General features: G+C 40.8%; 16 protein-coding genes and 1 pseudogene. 7 read left to right on the top strand and 10 right to left on the bottom strand.

All coding sequences use genetic code 11. The features are described 5' to 3' along the window. The first annotated feature begins 135 nt into the window (after window positions 1-135). Window positions 136-1,236, top strand: a complete 1,101-nt coding sequence (locus V7K98_RS11690) for an LLM class flavin-dependent oxidoreductase (protein WP_335021863.1) — start codon at window positions 136-138, stop codon at window positions 1,234-1,236. Here V7K98_RS11690 and V7K98_RS11685 read toward each other — a convergent pair. Both V7K98_RS11685 and V7K98_RS11680 read right to left on the bottom strand, forming a co-directional pair. After that, window positions 1,217-2,605, bottom strand: a complete 1,389-nt coding sequence (locus V7K98_RS11685) for an amidase (protein WP_335021861.1) — start codon at window positions 2,603-2,605, stop codon at window positions 1,217-1,219. The two genes, V7K98_RS11690 and V7K98_RS11685, sit on opposite strands and share 20 nt — an antisense overlap. A gap of 55 nt (window positions 2,606-2,660) precedes the next feature. Further along, window positions 2,661-3,704 (bottom strand): threonine aldolase family protein, encoded by a 1,044-nt coding sequence (locus V7K98_RS11680; protein ID WP_335021859.1) that lies wholly within the window; start codon window positions 3,702-3,704, stop codon window positions 2,661-2,663. Between the two features lie 768 nt (window positions 3,705-4,472). On the opposite strand from V7K98_RS11680, the gene V7K98_RS11675 reads away from it, so the two are divergent. Together V7K98_RS11675 and V7K98_RS11670 are read left to right on the top strand one after the other, a co-directional pair. Next, window positions 4,473-5,255, top strand: coding sequence for an ABC transporter ATP-binding protein (locus V7K98_RS11675; protein WP_335021857.1), 783 nt, complete (start codon window positions 4,473-4,475; stop codon window positions 5,253-5,255). Between the two features lie 188 nt (window positions 5,256-5,443). Further along, window positions 5,444-6,910: an MlaD family protein gene (locus V7K98_RS11670; protein WP_335021855.1), complete on the top strand. Its 1,467-nt coding sequence runs from the start codon at window positions 5,444-5,446 to the stop codon at window positions 6,908-6,910. A 35-nt stretch (window positions 6,911-6,945) separates the two neighbouring features. On the opposite strand, the gene V7K98_RS11665 is transcribed toward V7K98_RS11670, so the two are convergent. Then, window positions 6,946-7,533: a TetR family transcriptional regulator gene (locus V7K98_RS11665; protein WP_335021853.1), complete on the bottom strand. Its 588-nt coding sequence runs from the start codon at window positions 7,531-7,533 to the stop codon at window positions 6,946-6,948. Between the two features lie 11 nt (window positions 7,534-7,544). Beyond that, window positions 7,545-8,540 (bottom strand): aldo/keto reductase, encoded by a 996-nt coding sequence (locus V7K98_RS11660; RefSeq protein WP_335021851.1) that lies wholly within the window; start codon window positions 8,538-8,540, stop codon window positions 7,545-7,547. A 393-nt stretch (window positions 8,541-8,933) separates the two neighbouring features. Here V7K98_RS11660 and V7K98_RS11655 point away from each other — a divergent pair. From V7K98_RS11655 to V7K98_RS11640, 4 genes and pseudogenes are all read left to right on the top strand, one after another. Next, a pseudogene (locus tag V7K98_RS11655) lies at window positions 8,934-10,243 on the top strand (Tudor-knot domain-containing protein). Between the two features lie 197 nt (window positions 10,244-10,440). Continuing rightward, on the top strand, window positions 10,441-11,559 hold the full coding sequence (locus tag V7K98_RS11650) for a phosphotransferase enzyme family protein (protein WP_335021849.1): 1,119 nt from the start codon (window positions 10,441-10,443) through the stop codon (window positions 11,557-11,559). Further along, a complete protein-coding gene (locus V7K98_RS11645) occupies window positions 11,556-12,095 on the top strand; it encodes a DOMON-like domain-containing protein (RefSeq protein ID WP_335021847.1) in 540 nt (179 codons plus the stop codon). The genes V7K98_RS11650 and V7K98_RS11645 overlap by 4 nt, the downstream gene beginning before the upstream one ends. Before the next feature lie 131 nt (window positions 12,096-12,226). Continuing rightward, the gene (locus tag V7K98_RS11640; protein ID WP_335021845.1) at window positions 12,227-12,688 is read left to right on the top strand and encodes a hypothetical protein; all 462 of its coding nucleotides are present in this window, start codon (window positions 12,227-12,229) and stop codon (window positions 12,686-12,688) included. 219 nt (window positions 12,689-12,907) lie between these two features. Here V7K98_RS11640 and V7K98_RS11635 read toward each other — a convergent pair whose 3' ends face one another. The 6 genes from V7K98_RS11635 to V7K98_RS11610 all read right to left on the bottom strand — a co-directional run bounded on the left by V7K98_RS11635 (window position 12,908) and on the right by V7K98_RS11610 (window position 20,271). Further along, window positions 12,908-14,029, bottom strand: a complete 1,122-nt coding sequence (locus V7K98_RS11635; protein WP_335021843.1) for a glycosyltransferase family 4 protein — start codon at window positions 14,027-14,029, stop codon at window positions 12,908-12,910. A gap of 29 nt (window positions 14,030-14,058) precedes the next feature. Beyond that, window positions 14,059-15,513: an O-antigen ligase domain-containing protein gene (locus tag V7K98_RS11630; RefSeq protein WP_335021841.1), complete on the bottom strand. Its 1,455-nt coding sequence runs from the start codon at window positions 15,511-15,513 to the stop codon at window positions 14,059-14,061. Window positions 15,514-15,596: 83 nt separating this feature from the next. Beyond that, window positions 15,597-16,523: a glycosyltransferase family 2 protein gene (locus tag V7K98_RS11625; protein WP_335021839.1), complete on the bottom strand. Its 927-nt coding sequence runs from the start codon at window positions 16,521-16,523 to the stop codon at window positions 15,597-15,599. Next, window positions 16,441-17,643, bottom strand: a complete 1,203-nt coding sequence (locus tag V7K98_RS11620; protein WP_335021837.1) for a glycosyltransferase family 4 protein — start codon at window positions 17,641-17,643, stop codon at window positions 16,441-16,443. The genes V7K98_RS11625 and V7K98_RS11620 overlap by 83 nt, the downstream gene beginning before the upstream one ends. 258 nt (window positions 17,644-17,901) lie before the next feature. Then, window positions 17,902-18,894 (bottom strand): glycosyltransferase family 2 protein, encoded by a 993-nt coding sequence (locus V7K98_RS11615; RefSeq protein WP_335021835.1) that lies wholly within the window; start codon window positions 18,892-18,894, stop codon window positions 17,902-17,904. A gap of 174 nt (window positions 18,895-19,068) precedes the next feature. After that, complete coding sequence (locus V7K98_RS11610) at window positions 19,069-20,271, bottom strand: glycosyltransferase family 4 protein (protein ID WP_335021833.1); 1,203 nt, start codon at window positions 20,269-20,271, stop codon at window positions 19,069-19,071. Window positions 20,272-20,311 lie beyond the last annotated feature (40 nt).

Below are 20,311 nucleotides of genomic sequence, written 5' to 3'. Positions count from 1 at the left end.
GTTCGTAATTACGCTCTCAACGCCATGCTATTATCTTTCATGGCAACACGAATTCTGTGTATTAAGTCGCATTTTTAACCGTTATTTTGCTCAAAATATAGTGCATAATCAAATCGCAATTTAAAATTTACATTAATGTTTGCAAAACAGAAACTGGAATTTAATTGGTGCGCTCCAGTGTCTGGTGATGGGTTCTATTTGGGTTTGCCCGTTTGGGAACGTCCTCCGAGTCTTGAGTATACTGTTGAGATTTTTAAAACAGCAGAAAGATTTGGGTTCCGGCAGGTTCTAATTGGTATGGGTTTCAACCACCACATTATGGAAGCTTGGACTTTAGCAACAGCAGTTTTAGCCCTTACTATGAATGCTGGAGCAATGGTAGCTGTGCGTCCAGGTTTCTATTCGGCCCCAGTATTGGCGAAGATGGTCGTTACTTTAGATTATATCAGTAAAGGTCGCCTTTCACTTAATATTGTCACAGGTGGACGACCAACAGAACAGGCAATGTATGGTGATTCTTTAGATCATGATAGCCGTTATCGTCGCACTCGTGAATTTATGCAAATTTGTCGGCAGTTATGGTCAACCACTAATCCTTTTGATTATGAGGGCGAATTTTATCAACTACATCAAACTCGTTTAGAAACTTTACCTTTGCAACCGTCCGGGCCGCTATTTTATTTCGGCGGTGCAAGCGAAATGGCTCAACAAGTGGGTGCAGAATTTGCAGATATTTATCTAATGTGGGGAGAAGCACGACAACAACTTGCTGACCGAATCAACCAGATTCAGCTATTAGTTAATAACTGCGGACGGGAAAAAAAGGTGCGTTATGGATTGAGAATTAATATTATCGCTCGAACAACTGAAATCGAAGCCAGGGAAACAGCAAAAAAAATGTTATCAAAAGTTTCTCCACAAGTATTAGCTAAAGCACGAGCTATTGAATTTCCTAATACCAAACGTGAAAGTGTCGGTCAAAGCCGACAGTGGGAATTACGGGGAAATGCTGATGAAGATTGGTATGTTGAACCACTACTTTGGGCTGGTATCTCTGTGGTGCGGAGTGGTGCAGGAATGGCTATTGTTGGCAGTTATCAACAAGTGGCAGAGCGTCTTTTACAATACATTGACTTGGGAATTACAGTTTTTATTTTGTCTGGGTATCCCCATTTAGAAGAGTGTGAAAATGTGGGACGAAATATTTTACCGTTAGTTAGAGAAGGCTATCTTTAGAGAAGGTAGTAGCAAGTTGGAAGGCAAAGGCAACTCTTAAAATTAAAGCTTCAGTATAAGAATTACCAATAAGTTGTAATCCTATAGGTAAACTCTGACTACTTCGGCCACAAGGTAACGATATTGCAGGTAAACCCAGAAAACTAAAAGGTAACATAAATCGCCGATTTAATTGATAAGTTTTAGTATCTGTATCAAGAAGAGGTGCAACCATTGGTGTTGTGGGTGTTATCAGAATATCTACTTCTTGAAACAGTTTTTGCCGTTGTAGAAAACATTCCTCCCATTTCTGCTTTGCTTTTTTGTAACTGTGACGAGAAATTTTGACTCCTTTGGATAAGTCGCTTTGTACTTTAGCTCCAAATATATTGGGGTTTGTAGCATATTCTATTTGCAAAGCTTGATGGAATTCATACAGAGCAATGGTGGAGTAAGTCGTTTCGTCAAATTCTTCTACTAAGAATGAAGAATTTATAGTGAGAATTTCCGCTCCTAGTTGTTTGAAGATGCATATGGCGTTATAAATTGCTTTGGCAATTTCTGGTTCAATTACCCGAAATGTATAGTTACTAATTATGCCCAACTTTAAACCGTTGATATTAGTTGTTAGAGGATACAGTTGTTTTAAATTTGTGGAGATAGGGAAAAGTACAGCATCAAGTAAAATGGCAATATCTTCTACACAATTTGTCAAAAACCCAACTGTATCAAAACTAGGAGTGCGGGGAAAAATCCCTTCATTGCTAAGTAGTCCATGAGTTGGGCGCAATCCCACCACTCCTGACCAACTGGCGGGAACTCGAATTGAACCACCAGTATCAGTACCAATTCCAGCTAAACAAAGATGAGCAGCAATGGCGGTTGCACTTCCGCTAGAAGAACCTCCTGATGAGTGTTGGTGGTTCCAGACGTTGCAAGTATTTCCATAAAAAAGATTGTTTCCAGAAAGGTTCGCTGCAAACTCGCTTAAATTTGTTTTACCTAAAATTACCGCGCCTGCTGCCTTTAGCTTTTGGATAATTACACTATCAGATAATGGGATGCGATCGCGCCAGCGCTGACTTGTCAGTTCGCAAAAAAGTTGTGAACCAACGGTAGTTTTTATTCCTGCTGTATCAATATTATCTTTGATGGCAATGGGAATTCCGTGTAGTAATCCTCGCTCTTGACCGTTACTTCGCTCAAAATCTCTTTGAATAGAAGTTTCTAAGGCTTTTTGCTCTACGACTGTAATAAAAGCACTGAGTATAGGATTTAACTTTTGGATACCTTCTAGATAATGCTTTACCAAGGTTTGGGAAGTTATCAAGCCAGTTTGCATTTGCTGGCTTGCTTGTGCGATCGTTTTAGGGATACAATTTGCTTCCATGTTGGAAAAACAAAGGTATAAGAGTCATTCAGACTGCAATTACAGCGATTTTGAGTTAGGCGGTTGCTTTTTTAATATCATCAATCAATTCATCAATTCTTGATTGAGTCGTGTTCCAAGAACACATAAAACGTACTCCTCCCACACCAATAAATGTATAAAACTGCCAGTTATTTGCTTTTAAACTGTGAATAACTTGCTCAGGTAACTTCACAAATATAGCGTTGGCTTCTCTCGGAAACATCAACTCAATGCCTTCTATATTTATGTTTAATAGTTGATTTTCTAGATATTCAGCACATTGATTAGCATGTCTAGCATTTTTTAGCCAAGCACCAGTTTCTAATAAGCCCAACCAGGGAGCCGAAATAAACCGCATTTTTGAGGCTAGCTGTCCTGCTTGCTTGCATCGATAATCAAAATCTTCTGCTAACTCTTTGTTGAAGAAAATAATCGCTTCACCTAATGCCATTCCATTTTTAGTACCACAAAAGCACAAGACATCTACTCCCGTTTTCCAAGTAATTTCAGCAGGGCTTTTATTCATAGCAGCAACTGCATTTGCAAAACGAGCGCCATCCATGTGAACTTTTAAGTTATACTTTTTCGCAACTTCTTTAATTTTCAGAAGTTCTTCAATAGAATATAAGGTTCCTAATTCGGTTGATTGTGTAATACTAATAACTTTAGGTTTGGGATAATGGATGTCAGTACGTCTAGTAACAATTCCCTCTATTGCTTCTGATGTTAATTTGCCATTTTTTCCTGGAGCTAGTAAAAGTTTAGAGCCATTAGATGCAAATTCAGGTGCGCCACATTCATCTGTTTCTATGTGAGATGTTTCATGGCAAATGACGCTGTGATATGACTGACAAAGGGCTGCTAAAGATAAAGAATTTGCGGCTGTACCATTAAAGGTAAAAAATACTTCACAATCAATTTCAAATAGTTCCCGAAAATAATCTGTGGCTTTTTGAGTCCATTCATCATTTCCATAAGCTGGAACACTACCTTGATTTGCCCTAATCATATATTCCAGCGCTTCTGGACAAATACCAGAAGAATTATCACTTGCAAACTGTTCTAAGTTGTTACTCATAATTGTTACTTTGATTTTTAACACTATCTATTTTTATAGAAATCATATTTGATTTTTTAAATATACATAGTGGCATGGCTAAAACAGTGTGATAGCTAAAAGCTATTACAAGGGATTTACCCCTAAGAGACTATAAATATAACGCACAAATTTAGTCTTGATATGCCAATATATATACTTAGATTTTGTCGAAATCAAATGGAATTGCTATATTTACTTTAAGTAATTATAACCTTGACTAGTATATTTATACTATTGAGTCGATTTACTGATGTCCAGAAATGGGGTCTAAGTTGGTCTTTACTGAGACCTTAAGTTACTACGGTATCTTTGTCAGGCTTGATTTGAGAGGATTATGGGAGGATGAACATCGTAAATAATATTATGGTAGAAAAATAGAGTTTGCTAATTAAAATGCGAATCATATACTTATAATATGCTATACAATGCCCTACTAGTAACTATGACATCACTGATTGGGCATATTTGTCCTTTGCTTAATTGTGAGTAGTCATACTTATTAATAACTCACTGGGTGATGCTCCTTCTGGTGCGTCTGCTACGCGAATGTTGCTAACACAGGCTGTTCATCAGGGAAACCACGCTAGTTGCTTCTTTTTTGGCGCTAGCCTCTCCTTTTGGGAGAAGGGGAGATACTGCGCGTAGCTTGCTTCCTTGTAAAGGTAACAAATTAGGGAACCCGCTTAAGGCACTGGCTCACCAATGACTAATACTTCGGCAAAGCTCAGTACAAGTGATTAATAACTAATGACTGAACCATTGATTGAACTGAAAGGTGTTTCTAAGTCTTTTGGTAGCCGTAAAGTTCTAGATAATGTAGACTTGACCGTTTACCGGGGAGAAGCGCTGGGGATTATTGGGCCATCAGGGACTGGTAAATCAACAATTTTACGGGTAATAGCGGGGTTACTTAGTCCAGATGAAGGGGAAATTTATGTGCAAGGGGTGCGGCGAGACGGTTTGATTGAGGATGGTGGCCAGACGGTTGGTATTGGTATGGTGTTTCAGCAGGCGGCGCTATTTGATTCGCTGACGGTGGAGGAGAATGTGGGATTTTTACTTTATCAAAATTCAAAGCTGTCGCGATCGCGTATTCGAGATTTGGTAAAAGAAAAATTGGACATGGTTGGTTTGCCATCAATCAGCGACCTTTATCCAGCCGAACTTTCGGGGGGAATGCGAAAACGGGTAAGTTTTGCCCGTGCGATTATGTCTAACCCCGATAATCCCTCAGAAGGCCCAGAAGTTCTACTATACGATGAACCGACAGCCGGACTTGATCCCATTGCCTCAACAGTAATCGAAGATTTAATCCGCTATTTGCAATGTCTACATGGAGTTTGTAGTACTTATGCTGTTGTTACCCACCAAGACAGCACCATCCGCCGGACAGCTGATAGACTTATATTTCTCTATGAAGGCAAAGTCCAGTGGCAGGGTACAGTTAGTGAGATATACAACACAGAAAATCCGTTGATAAAACAATTTATAAGTGGAAGTGTGAAAGGGCCGATTCAAGTCGTCGGTTAGAAAGTCAAAAGTTAGGAGTTAGGAGTTAGAAGTGAGGAGTTAAAAGTTAAGAATAAAGAGTCAGAGTTAAATTCAACTCATAACTCCTCTACAGACGCGATTCATTGCGTCTCTACTCATAACTCTTGTACAGACGCGATAAATCGCGTCTCTCCCAACTCATAACTAATTATTGGTGGAGGCAAAAAATGCGAGGTCTGATGGCAAGCCGCTTCGCTTCTGGGCGAACATTTAGAGAAGGCTCTGTGGGGTTGTTGCTCCTGCTAGGACTAGGGGTATTTGGATTACTCTTTGTGTGGTTAAACAGATTTACTGCTGCTGGCCGTTCATACAAAATTATTGTAGAATTTGCTAACGCTGGCGGAATGCAAAAAGGAACAGTGGTTCGCTATCGAGGTGTGAAAGTAGGAACTATTTCCAAAGTTCTACCAGGGCCAAATGCTATTGATGTAGAAATTGAAATTTCCCAAACTGACTTAATTATCCCCCGCAAGGTAGTGGTGGAAGCTAATCAAAGTGGGTTAATTAGCGAAAGTATTATCGACATTACACCAAAAACAACTTTACCTGCTGGGGTTGTGCTTGCTAAAGCTCTAGATAAAAATTGTGATAATAGTCTTATTATCTGTAATGGCTCTCGCTTACCAGGTCAGATTGGTATCAGTGTTGATGAATTAATTCGTAGTTCAACTGAACTATCGGCTTCATACAATAACCCCAAATTTTATAAAAATGTCAATAGGGTTCTAGAAACTACCACAGGTGCAGCATCTAGTTTTACTGAGCTAAGTCAAGATTTACAAGGTTTGACTAAAAGCTTAAGGCAACAACTAAATACATTTTCTGCGACTGCTAATTCAGTGCAACGAGCGACAAACCAACTTAATACATCGGCGAGTCAAACACTAAATAAATTCGGTACAACTGCAACTCAAGCAAATAATTTACTCACCAATCTGGATAATCTGTTAACAACAAATCGTTCTTCACTAGTTGGCGCTTTAAATAATATCACCGAAACTAGCAACCAACTACGTGTTACAGTCAGCAGCCTATCACCATCTGTCAATCGATTGACTAAAGGAGAATTACTCAACAATTTAGAAACTCTTTCAGCAAATGCAGCCCAAGCTTCAGCTAATTTACGCGATGCTTCTAAAACTTTAAATGATCCGAAGAATGCAGTGCTGCTGCAACAAACTTTAGATTCAGCACGAGTAACATTTGAAAATACCCAAAAAATTACATCTGATTTAGATGAATTGACAGGCGACCCTAATTTCCGCAAAAATTTACGGCAATTGGTGAATGGTTTAAGTGGTTTAGTCTCTTCTACACAAGAGATGCAGCAACAAGTACAAGTTGCTACTACTTTAGATACGGTAAAAGCTGCTGTGAACAAACAAAATAATCTAATTCCTACCCCAGCACGAACCCAACAGGCGATGTCTCATGACAAGTCGCTACCCGTTGACAGAGTTAATCCTTTACCTACTAATTTTGAAAGTACTCAAATCACCCTTGAACCAACTCCCAGTCCGTCTATCCCTAGCTCATCTCAAGAAGTTCTGTTGAAACATCTGCGAGAGTATGGTGAGCAACGGAAGCAACTGGAGACTGGGAAAGAGACAACACAGCTTGACAATTTTAAGTAACAGTTTTTCAGGCGAACGCTACTGAGTAATCAACACTACTGAACTGCCACTAATCCAGCAAGTATCAAGCGCCATACTTGGGCAAAGTCCCTATCGATATTTGGATGGCTCCATTCGGATGCGTGGGCTGGATGGTGAAATCGAACTGTTGCTTGAAATACTGCCTTGGCTGCTGCTTGCGGATCGGTTACTCTAAATTCGTTAGTGGAAATACCGCTCTCTATGATCGCAGCGATTTGCCTGAGTAGTTCAGTAACGTGAGCTTCAACTACCCCTCGCGCCTCTTGGGTAATCGCTGAATAGGTTGCAAATAACTCTGGTTCTTTCAAAACTTTTTGACGTTTCAGAGTCATGAGTTGCTGAAACCATCGGTGCAACCGTTCTCTAGCGGAACCTGGCTCTTGGGCGATCGCTGCTAGGGGTGTGGAAACCCGATGCAGCCACCTTTCTGCCACTGCATCGCGCAGGGCAGCCTTGCTGGGAAAATGCCGATAAATCGTGCCGTGGCTCACCTCTAAAAAGCGAGCCACATCGACGACTGTTGCCTTTGCCAGACCGTAACGACACAAAACTTCTTCTGCCGCATCAAGAATCCGCTCCGGTGTCAAAGGTGAATCATTCATGCGATAATTTTTTACTTCTTTTCACTATCGAGCATTGCCATTTGTTCTGGGCCATAGCGATCGCCAGCTACGGCATTTAGTGGCACTGCTGCCTCAATCCGGGCGAGAGCATCCTTACTTAAGTGTATATCTAATGCACCCAGCGCTTCATTTAAGCGATCGCAACGCCGTGCGCCAATTAGCGGCACAATATCGTTCCCCCGCGACAGCACCCAAGCAATTGCTACTTGAGTAACTGTTGCATTCTGTTCTTCGGCAATCAGGCGCAGGGCTTCGACTAGCAACAAATTGCGATCCAGATTCTCTCCAGAGAAGCGGGGTAGATGTACTCGATAGTCTTGCACTTGCTCAGAGCGTTCTTTCGACCAGTGACCGCTCAACAATCCCCGTGAGAGGACTCCATAAGCGGTGACAGCAATGCCCAATTCCCGCACGGTTGGCAGGATGTCATCTTCAATGCTACGACTCAGCAGGGAATATTCAATCTGAAGCGAAGCAATTGGATGAGTCTTATGAGCGCGGCGAATTACATCTGCACCCACTTCAGATAAACCAATCTGGCGAACATATCCAGCTTTCACCATTTCGCTAATCGCCCCAATAGTCTCTTCAATAGGCACTTTCGGATCGAGCCGGGCTGGTTGGTAGAGGTCAATGTAATCGGTTCCCAGTCGTTTCAATGTATAGGCAAGTGAAGTCTTTACGGCTTCAGGGCGACCATCAAAGCCAATAAAGTTGCCATCAGGAGAGCGCAGCGCACCAAATTTAACGGCAATGAAGACATTTTCCCGCCGTCCTGTTAGGGCTTCGTTTAGCAGCAGTTCATTGTGTCCCATGCCGTAAAAGTCGCCTGTATCTAATAAGTTAATACCTGCATCAAGGGCTGCATGAATTGTTGCAATACTTTCTTTGCGATCGGCTGGCCCATAAACATCAGACATACCCATACAGCCAAGCCCAAGCGCCGATATTGTTGAACCGTTTTTTCCGAGTTGACGCGACAACATAGCAACTTCTCCACTGTGGTGATAAAACTATGATACCAGTGGAATGACAAAAATCAATATCTGTCATTCAATCTTTGTTGAGAAACTATTCGGATCGTGTCTGATTAGGCGTGCTGTAGTAGCGATCGCTATTTCAGAACTTACGCAAAATCATGAAAAAACGAACCGCAAAGGACGCAAAGGACACAAAGAAATAAGAGTTTCAGAGAGTTTTTGCGTAAGTCTTATATTTGTTATTTTTGACTCAAGTCAGGGAACTCTATTAATACAATTCAGTAATTCGCGCAGCATTAACCACAGAAAGGCTTCCCGTAGGGTAGCAACTTGTATTGGTTGTTGTGGGTTTATTTGAACTGTGTTGTAAGGATAACTTTGAGTTTTGAGGATCGGCTGATGGATAAATCAATTATTCAGTTGGTTGACGAATTACCAACTGACAATATTACTGTCAAAGTTTTAAAGGCTCTTGATTACGTAGCACCAGGTGAATGGAGCAATTTGACAGGGTTTGATAATAGTATTCGCAGTATTACAGGAGAAACCGATGCTAAGGTAATTCAGAAAATCCGCGATCGCGCTGTGACTTTATACCAAGATCCTCAAAAAGGCTACGAGTTTGCAATTAAACTTTATCAAACAATTGATAAGGCAGACACAGCTATGGGAGCAGCAGCTTTAGCGAATAAAGTTAGTGAGAAAATCGGCTTTCTGTCTTTTTTAGGCAACATTACTCCCAAAGCTGATGTAACTCAATCTATTGACTTGGCACTGAAAATAGCCGTCGAAATCATCGCTTTTTGCAAACTAAATGGCATTCCTCAACCTAACCCCAAGAGTTTGCTAATTCCCTTGCTAACAACTATCAAGATGCATCCCTAATAAGGATGGTAGCTTTAGTTTGTATAGATGGAATTCTGCCATTAGGCCCCGACTTTCTCAGCAAGATTCACAGCGTTATTAGTGGTACTGATACTAGCGCAATAACTCAAAATCCGGTTTTCTCCGCCATCAATAACTTTCTACCTGGTAGTAATCCCTCTGATAAAGTTGGCTTTCTCAGTCAGAGTTTTAACTCCGTGCAAGGCTGGATGAATGATTTAGTATCTAAAACAGGGATAACTCCACAATCAATTTCTAGTCATTTAGGTAATTTTATTCAGATTGCTGATGATAATTTAGATTTTGTTGCCGCATTCCTAGATCAAACTACCAATTACTACGAGCATACCGGAACTCAAACTGTCGCTCGTGGCTTGATTTTGGAATCTTATGCTTTAGTAAAAGAAGAAATTAAACAAGAGCAAGAAAAACCGATTCAAGATGTTTCGTCTGCTTCTGCTGTCAAGTCAGATAAAAATCAGTATGAAGTCAGCAAAACAGTAGAAGTTTGGGATAGTGAAGAGGAAGATTGGTATCAGGGAACAATTGAAAAAATCCAAGATGACCAATTCTTTATTCATTATCTTGGTTACGGTTCATCTTATGACGAGTGGGTAGGCGAAGATGATATTCGGACTCGCGATCTTCGCGCTGCTGATGACAATGGATATGCAGTAGGTCAAAAAGTAAAATGTTGGGATGATAAGCAAGAAGCTTGGTATTCTGCAACGATTCAGCAAATCCAAAATCAGCAATACTTTATTCACTATGTTGATTATGACTCATCTTATGATCAATGGGTTAATAGCGACGAAATTTCCTAACTATTGAATTAGCACGGGGCTGGCGATCGCAATATCTCCAATGGGTTATTTGGTGTCGCGCGCTGTGTTAGCATACATAACAATCCTAAATCATTCGTGAAAAGTTAGATCCCCGACTTCTTTAAGAAGTCGGGGATCTAAATGTTGCGAATTTTCACTAGACATCAATTAATTATGCGTTGGCGGAAATCCTTCAAATGACAGAAGAATTCAATATAGAGGGTGCAGAAAATCTGGTTGCGATCGCAGATCAATTCGCCCAACAAGGAAAGGTTACAGACATTAAAGCATTTGGAAGTGGTAATATTAATGACACCTTTTTAGTGGCTCTAGCTTCCTCAGAAGAACAACATTTTGTCCTGCAACGCATCAATACGCAGGTATTTCGTCAGCCAAAACTGATTATGCAAAATATGTGTACCTTTACTGAGCATGTTCGTAAACGGTTACAGCACAGCCCCTTGAATCGTCGCTGGGAAGTACCCCGCGTACTACTAACTAAGGATGCTCAAGACCATTGTAAGGATACAGACGGCTCCTTTTGGCGGGCGATTAGCTTTATTGAAAACTCACAGTCCTTTGATACTATGCGCGATCGCGCACAAGCGCAAGAAATCGGTTATGCCTTGGGGATGTTCCACAATTTAATCAGCGATTTGCCACCAGAAAAACTTGCCGATCCCCTTCAAGGATTCCATATTACACCGCTTTATCTCCAGCATTACGATAAAGTTTTAGCGACAGCTAATGTATGTAATAATGCTGAGGTTGATTATTGCTTGCGATTTGTTAGCGATCGCCAAGCCTTTGCATATATCCTAGAAAATGCCAAAGCTGAGGGCAAATTACCTCTGCGTCTGATGCACGGCGATCCAAAAATCAATAACGTCATGTTCGACATTGCTACCCAGCAAGCCGTTAGTGTGATTGACCTAGACACCGTTAAACCTGGTCTGGTACATTATGATATTGGCGATTGTTTGCGATCGGGCTGCAATCCGGTTGGAGAAGAAACCGAGAATTGGGAAAGTGTTTATTTTGACACCGACTTGTGTCAAGGAATCTTACAAGGTTATCTCTCTGTGGCGAAGGCATTTCTTACCGAGAATGATTATGCATATATATATGATGCCATCCGTCTTATCGCCTTTGAATTAGGACTAAGATTTTTTGCTGATTATTTAGCTGGGAATACCTATTTTAAAGTAAAGCACCCAGAACATAACTTGGCAAGAGCGATCGTGCAATTTAAACTTACCGAAAGTATTGAATCTCAAGAAATGCAGATTCGTAACATTATCAAAGATGTGAAATGAACGAGCAGACATTTTCTCTACAACCCTTTTCTTCTAATGAATCGCCGCCTAATTTGACAATTGCAGGTAATATCGCTCGAAATGGTAATAAACTTGCCATCTGCTATATGCTTGAAGGCGATTTAAAAGAAATTACGATCTTTCACCCATCAAACACACCATCACGCAAGCATGAATTGTGGAAAGAAACGTGCTTTGAATTTTTCCTTGGCATCAATAATTCTGTACAGTATTGGGAATTTAACCTTTCCCCCGCCGGACACTGGAATGTCTATCGCCTTGATGGATACCGTCAAGGAATGCAAGAGGAAACAGCTTTTGAAAAACTCCAGTTTGATGTTCAAAATCAAGGCGAAGGTTTAGCACTTGTGTTGGATCTTGATTTTGGTAAAATCATTTCTGTGGAGCAAGCAATTGAAGTTGGCATTACTACTGTTGTTAAAGATAGAGGCGGTGAGGTGACTTACTGGGCGTTAACTCATAGAGGTGCAGAGGCTGACTTTCATCTGCGAGATAGTTTCATCATTAAATTATAAAAAAGTTAATCATACACTAAATCATGTATTTCAACAATATGTAGTTAATAAATTTAAATATTATATAGTCCTGCATAAATTATCAACTCATACCTGATAAGTCTATAGATTTTTCAGGGAAACAACTAACAATGTACTTCTTAACCTTTTCGTTGAACTTCGATAGAGATGCAGGTCTAGATCAGGGTCGGTTGTGTTTACGTCATATTGAAAAGGGCACATTACAAGTTTGGTTAGCCACATCGTCTACAGCTGGAAAGCAATCAGCAGAAAGCTTTCATCAGACAGGAGGTATGATACCACCTGAGTACAGAGTACCAGGACTAAAATGTTGGACAGTTAATACTAAGCCCATATCAATGAAAGAGAAAAAAGGTGTAGAGGGCAATTTTTACCAAATTAGTCCCTTTGAAGTAAAAACGGATAAAGGAGGTGTTAGGGGCGATTTTGGTATTCATAAAGATGCTAATGTTCCCGGCTCAATGGGATGTATTGTATTGACACCCGAACGTTTTGAGCAATTTGAAAAAGAAGCCATTGAATTGGCAAAAGATGGGAAAGATTCTATACCGCTTTTTGTTACGTACAGTTAAAACCAATTAGTGGAACTTAGACAAAAAACACCCATATAAGAGCATCAAATCTACATTGTATATACAGATAGACTTTGATATAGTTTTACTTGTTTTTGCAATTGCTTGAGTCTCTTATTATTTTTAACCACAGTTGGACATAGATAATTAATCTGTGTCAATATGTGGTTTCATTTTCATAAAATTGACTTTTGCAAAAAATTTACTGTTTCAATTACCCTACGAAACGCTTGGTATTGCAGAACGAATTGCACTAATAAAATTTTGAGCATAATTCTGTGTCGAGAAATCGAGGGCGCGTTGCCTGGCAGCTATTCCCGCATTGTGGGCAAATTCTTGCTCGTCAAGATAACGGAGAATTGCGATCGCTAATTTATCCGCATCGCCGTAAGGTGTTAATAGTCCATTCATGCCATCGGTAATAATCTCCGTCGGGCCGCCTGCATCGCCAGCAATCACAGGTTTACCCAACGCCATCGCCTCAATAATCACAATTCCAAAGGGTTCTTTATCAGAAGCATGAACGAATACATCCATCGCCTGCACCCACTCCGGGATATTACGCTGTAGCCCAGCCATAATTACTTGGTCTTTCAAACCCAAGTTTGTGATTTCTGCTTTTAAAAAGTCTTCATAGTCGGGTTCAAAATCGTGCTTACCGCCAACCACCACACAATGGGCATCAGGATATTTCTCTAAAATTTTGGGCATTGCTTGCACCAATACGTGCATTCCCTTCCATCGTTGCAATCGTCCGACAATTCCAATCAAGGGGCCGTGTAAAGGTAAGCCGAGTTTTCGGCGTGCTTCTTCGGGAGTTGGCAAAGCATTAGGCTCAAATCGGTCTAATGCTACACCAGGATAAACCAAAGGTGTTGGTCTGTGGGGCCAAATCTCTGCTTGTGCTTGTTTGCCATCTTGGGAAAGGGTGATAATTGCTTGGGCTGGAATTAAAGTAGCGAGTCTTACTAACCAAGTTTTATCGCTAGGTACTTCTAGTTGATACCACACAGCAGGCAACCCAGCCAGCATCGCTGCCAAGCCTCCAGATATATGTGTAATCCACATCCAATTTACAATTATATCTGCACGTTCGCGGCGTGCGATCGCGGCTATCCGAAAAACAGCGCCAATAAAACGGTTGATTTGGCGTAAACGTCCACTTTCTACAACTCGCGTATCAATACCAAGGGACTTTACTTGTTCTACCATTGGGCCGTCTTCTAAAAATATCACCAGCCATTCAACACCAGCATTACGTCCTTGTTGTACCAAATCCCAAAGCATCATTTCACCGCCGCCTCGTTGTTCGGCTAGTGGCATTACAATAATTGCTTTCATAATTTAATCAGTCCTATTTAAGTTGTTTATTACATCCCCGACTTGTTAGAGAAGTCGTGGATCTTGGGATTGCTATAGTATTTATGTCCGGCCATCGCCATAGCTAAAAATCCCCAAAGAATCATTCCTGCTACACTTAACATCCCACTACCAATAACTAGCTGTGTGGCAGAACTGATACCAATAGCGCGGGCAGCACTAATAAAACTATCAAAACGGCCTTCACTATAACTACTAACACTAATAATTAACAAGATTAATCCACCCATATAAAAAATGGCTCCAAACCATCCAAGGGTGAAAAACATATCTAAAATGCCACTATCAATTACTACTACTTCAATTTGACCAGTCTTTTCGTTAACTTTCCAAATATTTCCTAAGCCGTTACCTAAACCATTAGAAAGGGCTAGACCAAGGTTTTTGTCATAACTTCCCGATCTATCTTTAAAACTTGTATCATCTTGAAGATTAGAAAAAGTTTGTAATCGGGCTGCTACAACTCCAGCAATTGGCTCAATAGTTGTCAATGGCACAACACAAATTGCCATCACCACAATTATGATAATTAAGCGCATTTGAATTCGCGTCTTGACTGAACCCACAATCATAATGATTCCAAATAACCAACCTCCCCAATTAGTCCGCGCTTGTGTTAGTAGAAAGGATAAGTAACCAACAGCTGAAGCCGGAAAAATTAAATTTCCCGAACTGGTAAATAACAACAGTAAACCAGCTTGCATGACGGAACCAAAGGGGCCGACTGAGTGTAATGTACTCCAGACACGCATCCCAAAGGGTACAGGGTTTCCAGAACTCATGAATAGTTTTGATTGAATGAGCCAATATCTATCCCACTCAGGAGCTACTACGAATTGATATATGCCATAAGATCCTAAAATCAACACAGACCAGAGAAATGTTCGCTGAATATTCTGGCGATAACTGGGATAATCTCGCCAGTTTATAAATAAGTGAAAAGCAAAAATGATCGGACTGAGCCAATCCATCAGTCCGCGTGCTACAGGGATTGGTGGGTTATAAATCAGACCGATGAGAAAGCCATAAAAGACTCCGATAAAAGCCATAACAAACGGCAAACCCCCTTGACGTGAGGCGCTGGGAAAATGTCGCAAGAATGTTGCGATAGTTACAAACACCACCAAGTATGGTGCTATAAGCATCTGGCGGGTAGCATCCCAGCCCACCTTATAGTCAACTAAGCGGGTAGCGAGGGGTGTGAGAAACCAGATCCACCAGGTAAAGCTGATGTAGAGAATGGGATGCCGCAAGTATAAAAACACAGCTACTGCTAAAGCCGTCACCGGGTAAATTAGACGCAATGCAGCAGTAGCACCAGCAAAATAGCAAACTACAGTTAGTAGTATAAAGCCTGCGATCGCCATCCACCCCTGTTGCGATCGCTCTTGAGGAGAATAGTTTTCTTGCGAAAAACTATTGAAAAGTATCTGCTTAGAATTCATTCAATTTTAGATTTTAGATTTACACATAAAAAATCCCAAATGAAATAATCAATCTGCAATGACAAATGACAAATGACAAATGACTAATGACCAATGACAAATTGTTTATATCCTTGCCAACGCCCCCGCCAAGATGCCAGCAACTTCTTACCCGCCAACTGTCCTTGGCTAGGTAAAAATCTTAACCATTGTACTAAGCCCAAACTATCGCATGTACCTACGAATATTGCCCAGAATAAGAATATAATCCGGCGGATAAATGGCAGATGCTCTAGTAAAACTAAGGTTTCATTATGGACTAAATTAATAAAGGCAGTTTCGTTAAAGTTATTTCGCTGATCTTCATCAAAACGTTGTGCTGGATAGTGGTCTACAGCAACATTAGGATCGTAAATTATCTTCCAACCAGCCCGTTTTAATGTGAGAGTAAATGCCATTTCAAAGTGTACTTGCGCTCCAGTACCACGCATCCGCTCGTCAAAGCGCAATTGTGCGATCGCCTCTTTACGAAAACTCATGTTTACGCCTTTGAGAACATCCACCTCACGCGGTTCTCCCACTCCCAGATGATGGTTGCCAATGACTCGCCCAAACCACTGCAACTGTCCCACTACTGAGCGGGATTCGTCTTCTAATTTGCTGCCGTGGTATACCCAATCACGTCCACCCAAACCGCCAAGGCGACTATCTGAGGTAAAATAAGCAGCGATGCGCTCTAACCAATCGGGATGAGGTGCGGCATCATCATCAGTAATGGAGACAATATCGCCCTCCACTGCTGCTAGTCCGGCATTGAGGGCTGCTACTACCCCCGGTTGTGTGACTTTCACAGTATGCAGTGGCAAATTGGGCGCGTTTAATTGCGCCAGAAATTGCCAAGTTTCTGCATCCGTATCGCGGACAACCACTATCACCTGATCGACGGGTTTAATTTGCTCCTGTAGCGCCAAAAGGCAGCGTGATAGGTCTTGTGGACGGCGATAAGTCGGTATCAGAACGGTGTTCCGCATTCTTGCTTAACTCCTCAAATAAATCCACATAAGTTTGTGCCATAGTAGTCCAGCTATGTTTTTCTGCTACAGAACGAGCAGCTTTGCCCATTTGCTGTATAAGGGCGGGACTACTCGCCACAGTCAGCAACGCCAAAGCCAAAGCATCAATATCATCTGAGTCAGGTAAGACGATGCCACATTCAGGTGTCACCAACTCTCCGCCCCCAGTGGCTTTAGCAGTAATTACTGGCAGTCCTGAAGAAAGTGCTTCTAACAATACGAGGCTACAAGCTTCGTATCGGGAAGGAAAAACAAATAAATCTACTCCTTGCATAATTTGGGGGATATCACGGCGAAATCCCACAAAATGCACCCGTTCATTTAACCCCAAAGAGGCTGCTAACTGAGGGAAAGGGCTATTTTGAGTGTGTCCCACTACCACTAAATGTAAATCGGGAACTTTCACCAAGGCGTGTAGTACTGTGTCTAAGTTCTTTCTAGGTGTGCGGATATCTCCAGCGAACAATGCTAGGGTAACATTCTCCGGTAAACCTAATTTCTGGCGATTACTTTCACCAGGGGCAAACTCTTCTAAATCAACGCCATTAATAATTACGCGAATGCGAGAACGAGGTACACCAATGTTGACTAATTCCTGCGCTACCTTTTCAGACACCGCTACAACAACCTGCGCCTTTTGGAAAGCCTGTTTTTCCCAACGGGCATTAAAAGCCGTAAACAGCCATTGGTACAAACCATAGAAATCTCGGCGATTGCGGGAAATATGAACAGGCGATCGCAACCATGAACTGTGGACAAAATGTACAGCATTCACATCAGCCGCAGCCAAATTAATTGCGCCATTGACTTTAACTAAATCAATTTCAGAGCGATATTTTCGCAACCAATCTGCACTTTTTTGGGCAAATATAAAATTCCGCACAAATTCTGTAGGATAGTCTTTGACTGGAATTCTAACCCAATTAACTTGGCTATTCTCCTCTAATTCTGGTGCGACTTCACTAGCTAACAATGTCAGTTGATGACCACGACGAATTGCTTCATTAGCAACCTCATAGTTTACCCGTCCCTGTCCATCGCCTTTCTTAATTTTATGAGTAACAATACAAAGTTTCATCAACTATCCTCTTAATAATCTAAGCTCATCCAGAACCGCAGCCAAAAACTTAAACCTATCTTCTTTTCTTACCTTCGCGCCCTTTGCGGTTAGGGACTTCCAACAAATAAATTACCTAATCTTGTGGGGTGGGCATCTTGCCCGCCCATATACAAAAGCGGGCAAGATGCCCACCCCACAAGAAGTAGTTGAGTATTTTTTTATTTGGAAGTCCCTTAATTAAAAAATAACTTTCATAACTCACACAAGACTAATGTACTATTTTGACATTTCTATTAATTTTTTTGCCAGGAATTGTGGAGTAAAACTAAGACTTAGTGCGATGAAAGTTCGCGCATTAAATTTTTGTTTAGTCAACGCTTGCCAAAAATAAGGACGTGCCACTGCTATCTGTTTATTTCGCAACAAACCAATCCCCAAAGTTGTATTAGCCTCCAACCATTTCTGTTGAAAGTACTTTCTAAATTCCTGTAACCGAACATCTTCCATAAAGACTTGATAACAGAACATTTCGCTTTTAGCCTTGCGAATTTTTGCCTGCACATCTCGACTACCACTGAGCATAGTATCAGTTTGCTCATGGGCGCGATATCGTGTCAGTCTTTCTGGATAGTAGTAAGCGCCATAACCAGATACACAACAAAGGTAAGTTAAATATAAATCCCACATCCCGCTAACTTCTGGAGGAATACTATCCCAATCGATAACATTATTGCGAATCACACAAGATGCAGCAGTGGGTATACTTTTATCTACCAATCCAATTTTGTAGAAAGGTTGATGAATTCCTTTTGCTAGTTTATCTCGCTTATAACCGCGTGTATTTTCTTCAGTCCCAATATTATTAATAATGCTATCTGCATCTATGATATATTGGTCACAAAAAGCGAGAATTAACTCAGGATTTGCTTCTAATGATGGTACAAGCTTTGCTAAAAAATCTTCATTCCACATATCATCATCATGAAGACTAGCAACGTATTTACCTTGCGCCATTTTGAAAGCATGTTGCTGATTAGCAAGCATCCCCACATTTTCCTGATGTCGCCAAAATTTGATGCGTGAATCACCAAAAGATGCCACAAGTGCTTGAGGATTTTCTAAACTGCAATTATCTGAAACAATAATTTCGATATTTTGATAAGTTTGTTTAATAGCACTAGCGATCGCTTGTTTGAGATAATCTGGGCGATTATAGGTAGGGATAATAACGCTGACTAAAGGCTGTTGCCATTCTTGAGATAATGACATATTTTTTTGGTTTATATTTAATAAAGAAAAGATGCACTATAGCGTTTTTTGTTTGGATGCAATAGAGTCTGACCTCTCTCCTAAAAGGAGAGACGCTTTGAATCTTACTCCCCTTCCCTTGTAGGGAAGGGGCTGGGGGTTAGGTCTATATTTAAGATTTTGACCAAACTAAGCTTATTTCACTTGAGCAACACTTTTGAATTTTTTCGTTCTCGAAGGAAAGTCAGCTATTGTTTTTGCATAAATTGTTCGCAGATTATTTACATGAGCCGCCATTGTAAATTCCTTCATCAATAAAGCATGACCTTGTTCACCCATTTGTCGGCTTTTTTCATGATCTCCATACAACTCATGAATAGCATCAACTAGCTTTTTGATATCATTACCTGGAACTAAAATACCTGTTTCTCCATCTCGTAAATGTTCTGGAATTCCCCCGACTGCACTACCAATTACAGGTCGATAATTAGCATAAGCTTCCAGGGTTACAAGACCGGCAGGTTCAGGCCAAACACTAGGGAAAATGACTGCAAAACACTGTTGATAAAGTTTATTTATTTTGTCGGCATCGCACCAACCATGCCAAGTAATGCGATTACTTAATCCGAGTGTGTTTGCTAGTTTTTCTAACCGTGGTCGTTCCCAGCCTTCACCAGCAATATCAAGTTGAATTTGTGGATTTGTATGTATTAAGGTTTTAAGCAGCCATTCCAGACCTTTATCAGAAACTATCCGTCCTGCAAACAAAATTCTATGATTTTGGTGGATTTCTAAACTTAGGGGTGCGGTTGTTATTTGCGGTACAGAGATACCACAGTGTAGCGTTACAATTTGCTCTTGGGGTACACCGTTTTTAATTAACTCTTGACGCACATATTCGCTATTAGCAACAAAGGTAATTTTTACCTTTTTTAAGATATCTAATAACTGATGAGTATTTTGAAGTTCTTTAAGAGTTTTTAACGGTCTACGGCTACCGCATTTATCTGCTAATTTACCCCAGGTACAACCTAAGTAAGAAAAGTTGCGATCGCAGATCGTTCGCTGCCCTGCTAAATACTTTGTGCCACTAGGACAGTATAATGAGTGATTATGAACACTAAAGACAGCAGGACATTCGCCCGTAAGCTGCAATAGTAAATCTGAACTGTGGATGTGCAGCAGCTTGAATTGACTTTGATTTAAACCCTTGAGCGATTTTATCACGCGATCGCTAACTTCAGGTGGTCGATGTTCAAATAGAGAAGCTAAATAAGTTTCAACACCTCCACCCTCACCTACATTAAAATTGGAGCATTGATAAATCAGGTCTTCTTCAAAAACCCCTCTTTGCAATTGCTTATTATTTTGCTTGGCATCGCTGATTGAGTTAAGCATTAGTTACCGTTCTTTACGTTATTATTCATTGAACTCCCAT

The sequence above is a fragment of the Nostoc sp. genome (assembly GCF_036917435.1).
Lineage (GTDB): Bacteria > Cyanobacteriota > Cyanobacteriia > Cyanobacteriales > Nostocaceae > Nostoc.
Note: the sequence above shows the minus strand (reverse complement) of the source record. Positions and strands in the feature narration are given on the sequence as shown.

Coding starts and splice junctions, on each gene's coding strand:
- V7K98_RS11690 (WP_335021863.1), top strand. CDS start 136: ATGTTTGCAAAACAGAAACTGGAATTTAATTGGTGCGCTCCAGTGTCT.
- V7K98_RS11685 (WP_335021861.1), bottom strand. CDS start 2,605: ATGGAAGCAAATTGTATCCCTAAAACGATCGCACAAGCAAGCCAGCAA.
- V7K98_RS11680 (WP_335021859.1), bottom strand. CDS start 3,704: ATGAGTAACAACTTAGAACAGTTTGCAAGTGATAATTCTTCTGGTATT.
- V7K98_RS11675 (WP_335021857.1), top strand. CDS start 4,473: ATGACTGAACCATTGATTGAACTGAAAGGTGTTTCTAAGTCTTTTGGT.
- V7K98_RS11670 (WP_335021855.1), top strand. CDS start 5,444: ATGCGAGGTCTGATGGCAAGCCGCTTCGCTTCTGGGCGAACATTTAGA.
- V7K98_RS11665 (WP_335021853.1), bottom strand. CDS start 7,533: ATGAATGATTCACCTTTGACACCGGAGCGGATTCTTGATGCGGCAGAA.
- V7K98_RS11660 (WP_335021851.1), bottom strand. CDS start 8,540: ATGTTGTCGCGTCAACTCGGAAAAAACGGTTCAACAATATCGGCGCTT.
- V7K98_RS11650 (WP_335021849.1), top strand. CDS start 10,441: ATGACAGAAGAATTCAATATAGAGGGTGCAGAAAATCTGGTTGCGATC.
- V7K98_RS11645 (WP_335021847.1), top strand. CDS start 11,556: ATGAACGAGCAGACATTTTCTCTACAACCCTTTTCTTCTAATGAATCG.
- V7K98_RS11640 (WP_335021845.1), top strand. CDS start 12,227: ATGTACTTCTTAACCTTTTCGTTGAACTTCGATAGAGATGCAGGTCTA.
- V7K98_RS11635 (WP_335021843.1), bottom strand. CDS start 14,029: ATGAAAGCAATTATTGTAATGCCACTAGCCGAACAACGAGGCGGCGGT.
- V7K98_RS11630 (WP_335021841.1), bottom strand. CDS start 15,513: ATGAATTCTAAGCAGATACTTTTCAATAGTTTTTCGCAAGAAAACTAT.
- V7K98_RS11625 (WP_335021839.1), bottom strand. CDS start 16,523: ATGCGGAACACCGTTCTGATACCGACTTATCGCCGTCCACAAGACCTA.
- V7K98_RS11620 (WP_335021837.1), bottom strand. CDS start 17,643: ATGAAACTTTGTATTGTTACTCATAAAATTAAGAAAGGCGATGGACAG.
- V7K98_RS11615 (WP_335021835.1), bottom strand. CDS start 18,894: ATGTCATTATCTCAAGAATGGCAACAGCCTTTAGTCAGCGTTATTATC.
- V7K98_RS11610 (WP_335021833.1), bottom strand. CDS start 20,271: ATGCTTAACTCAATCAGCGATGCCAAGCAAAATAATAAGCAATTGCAA.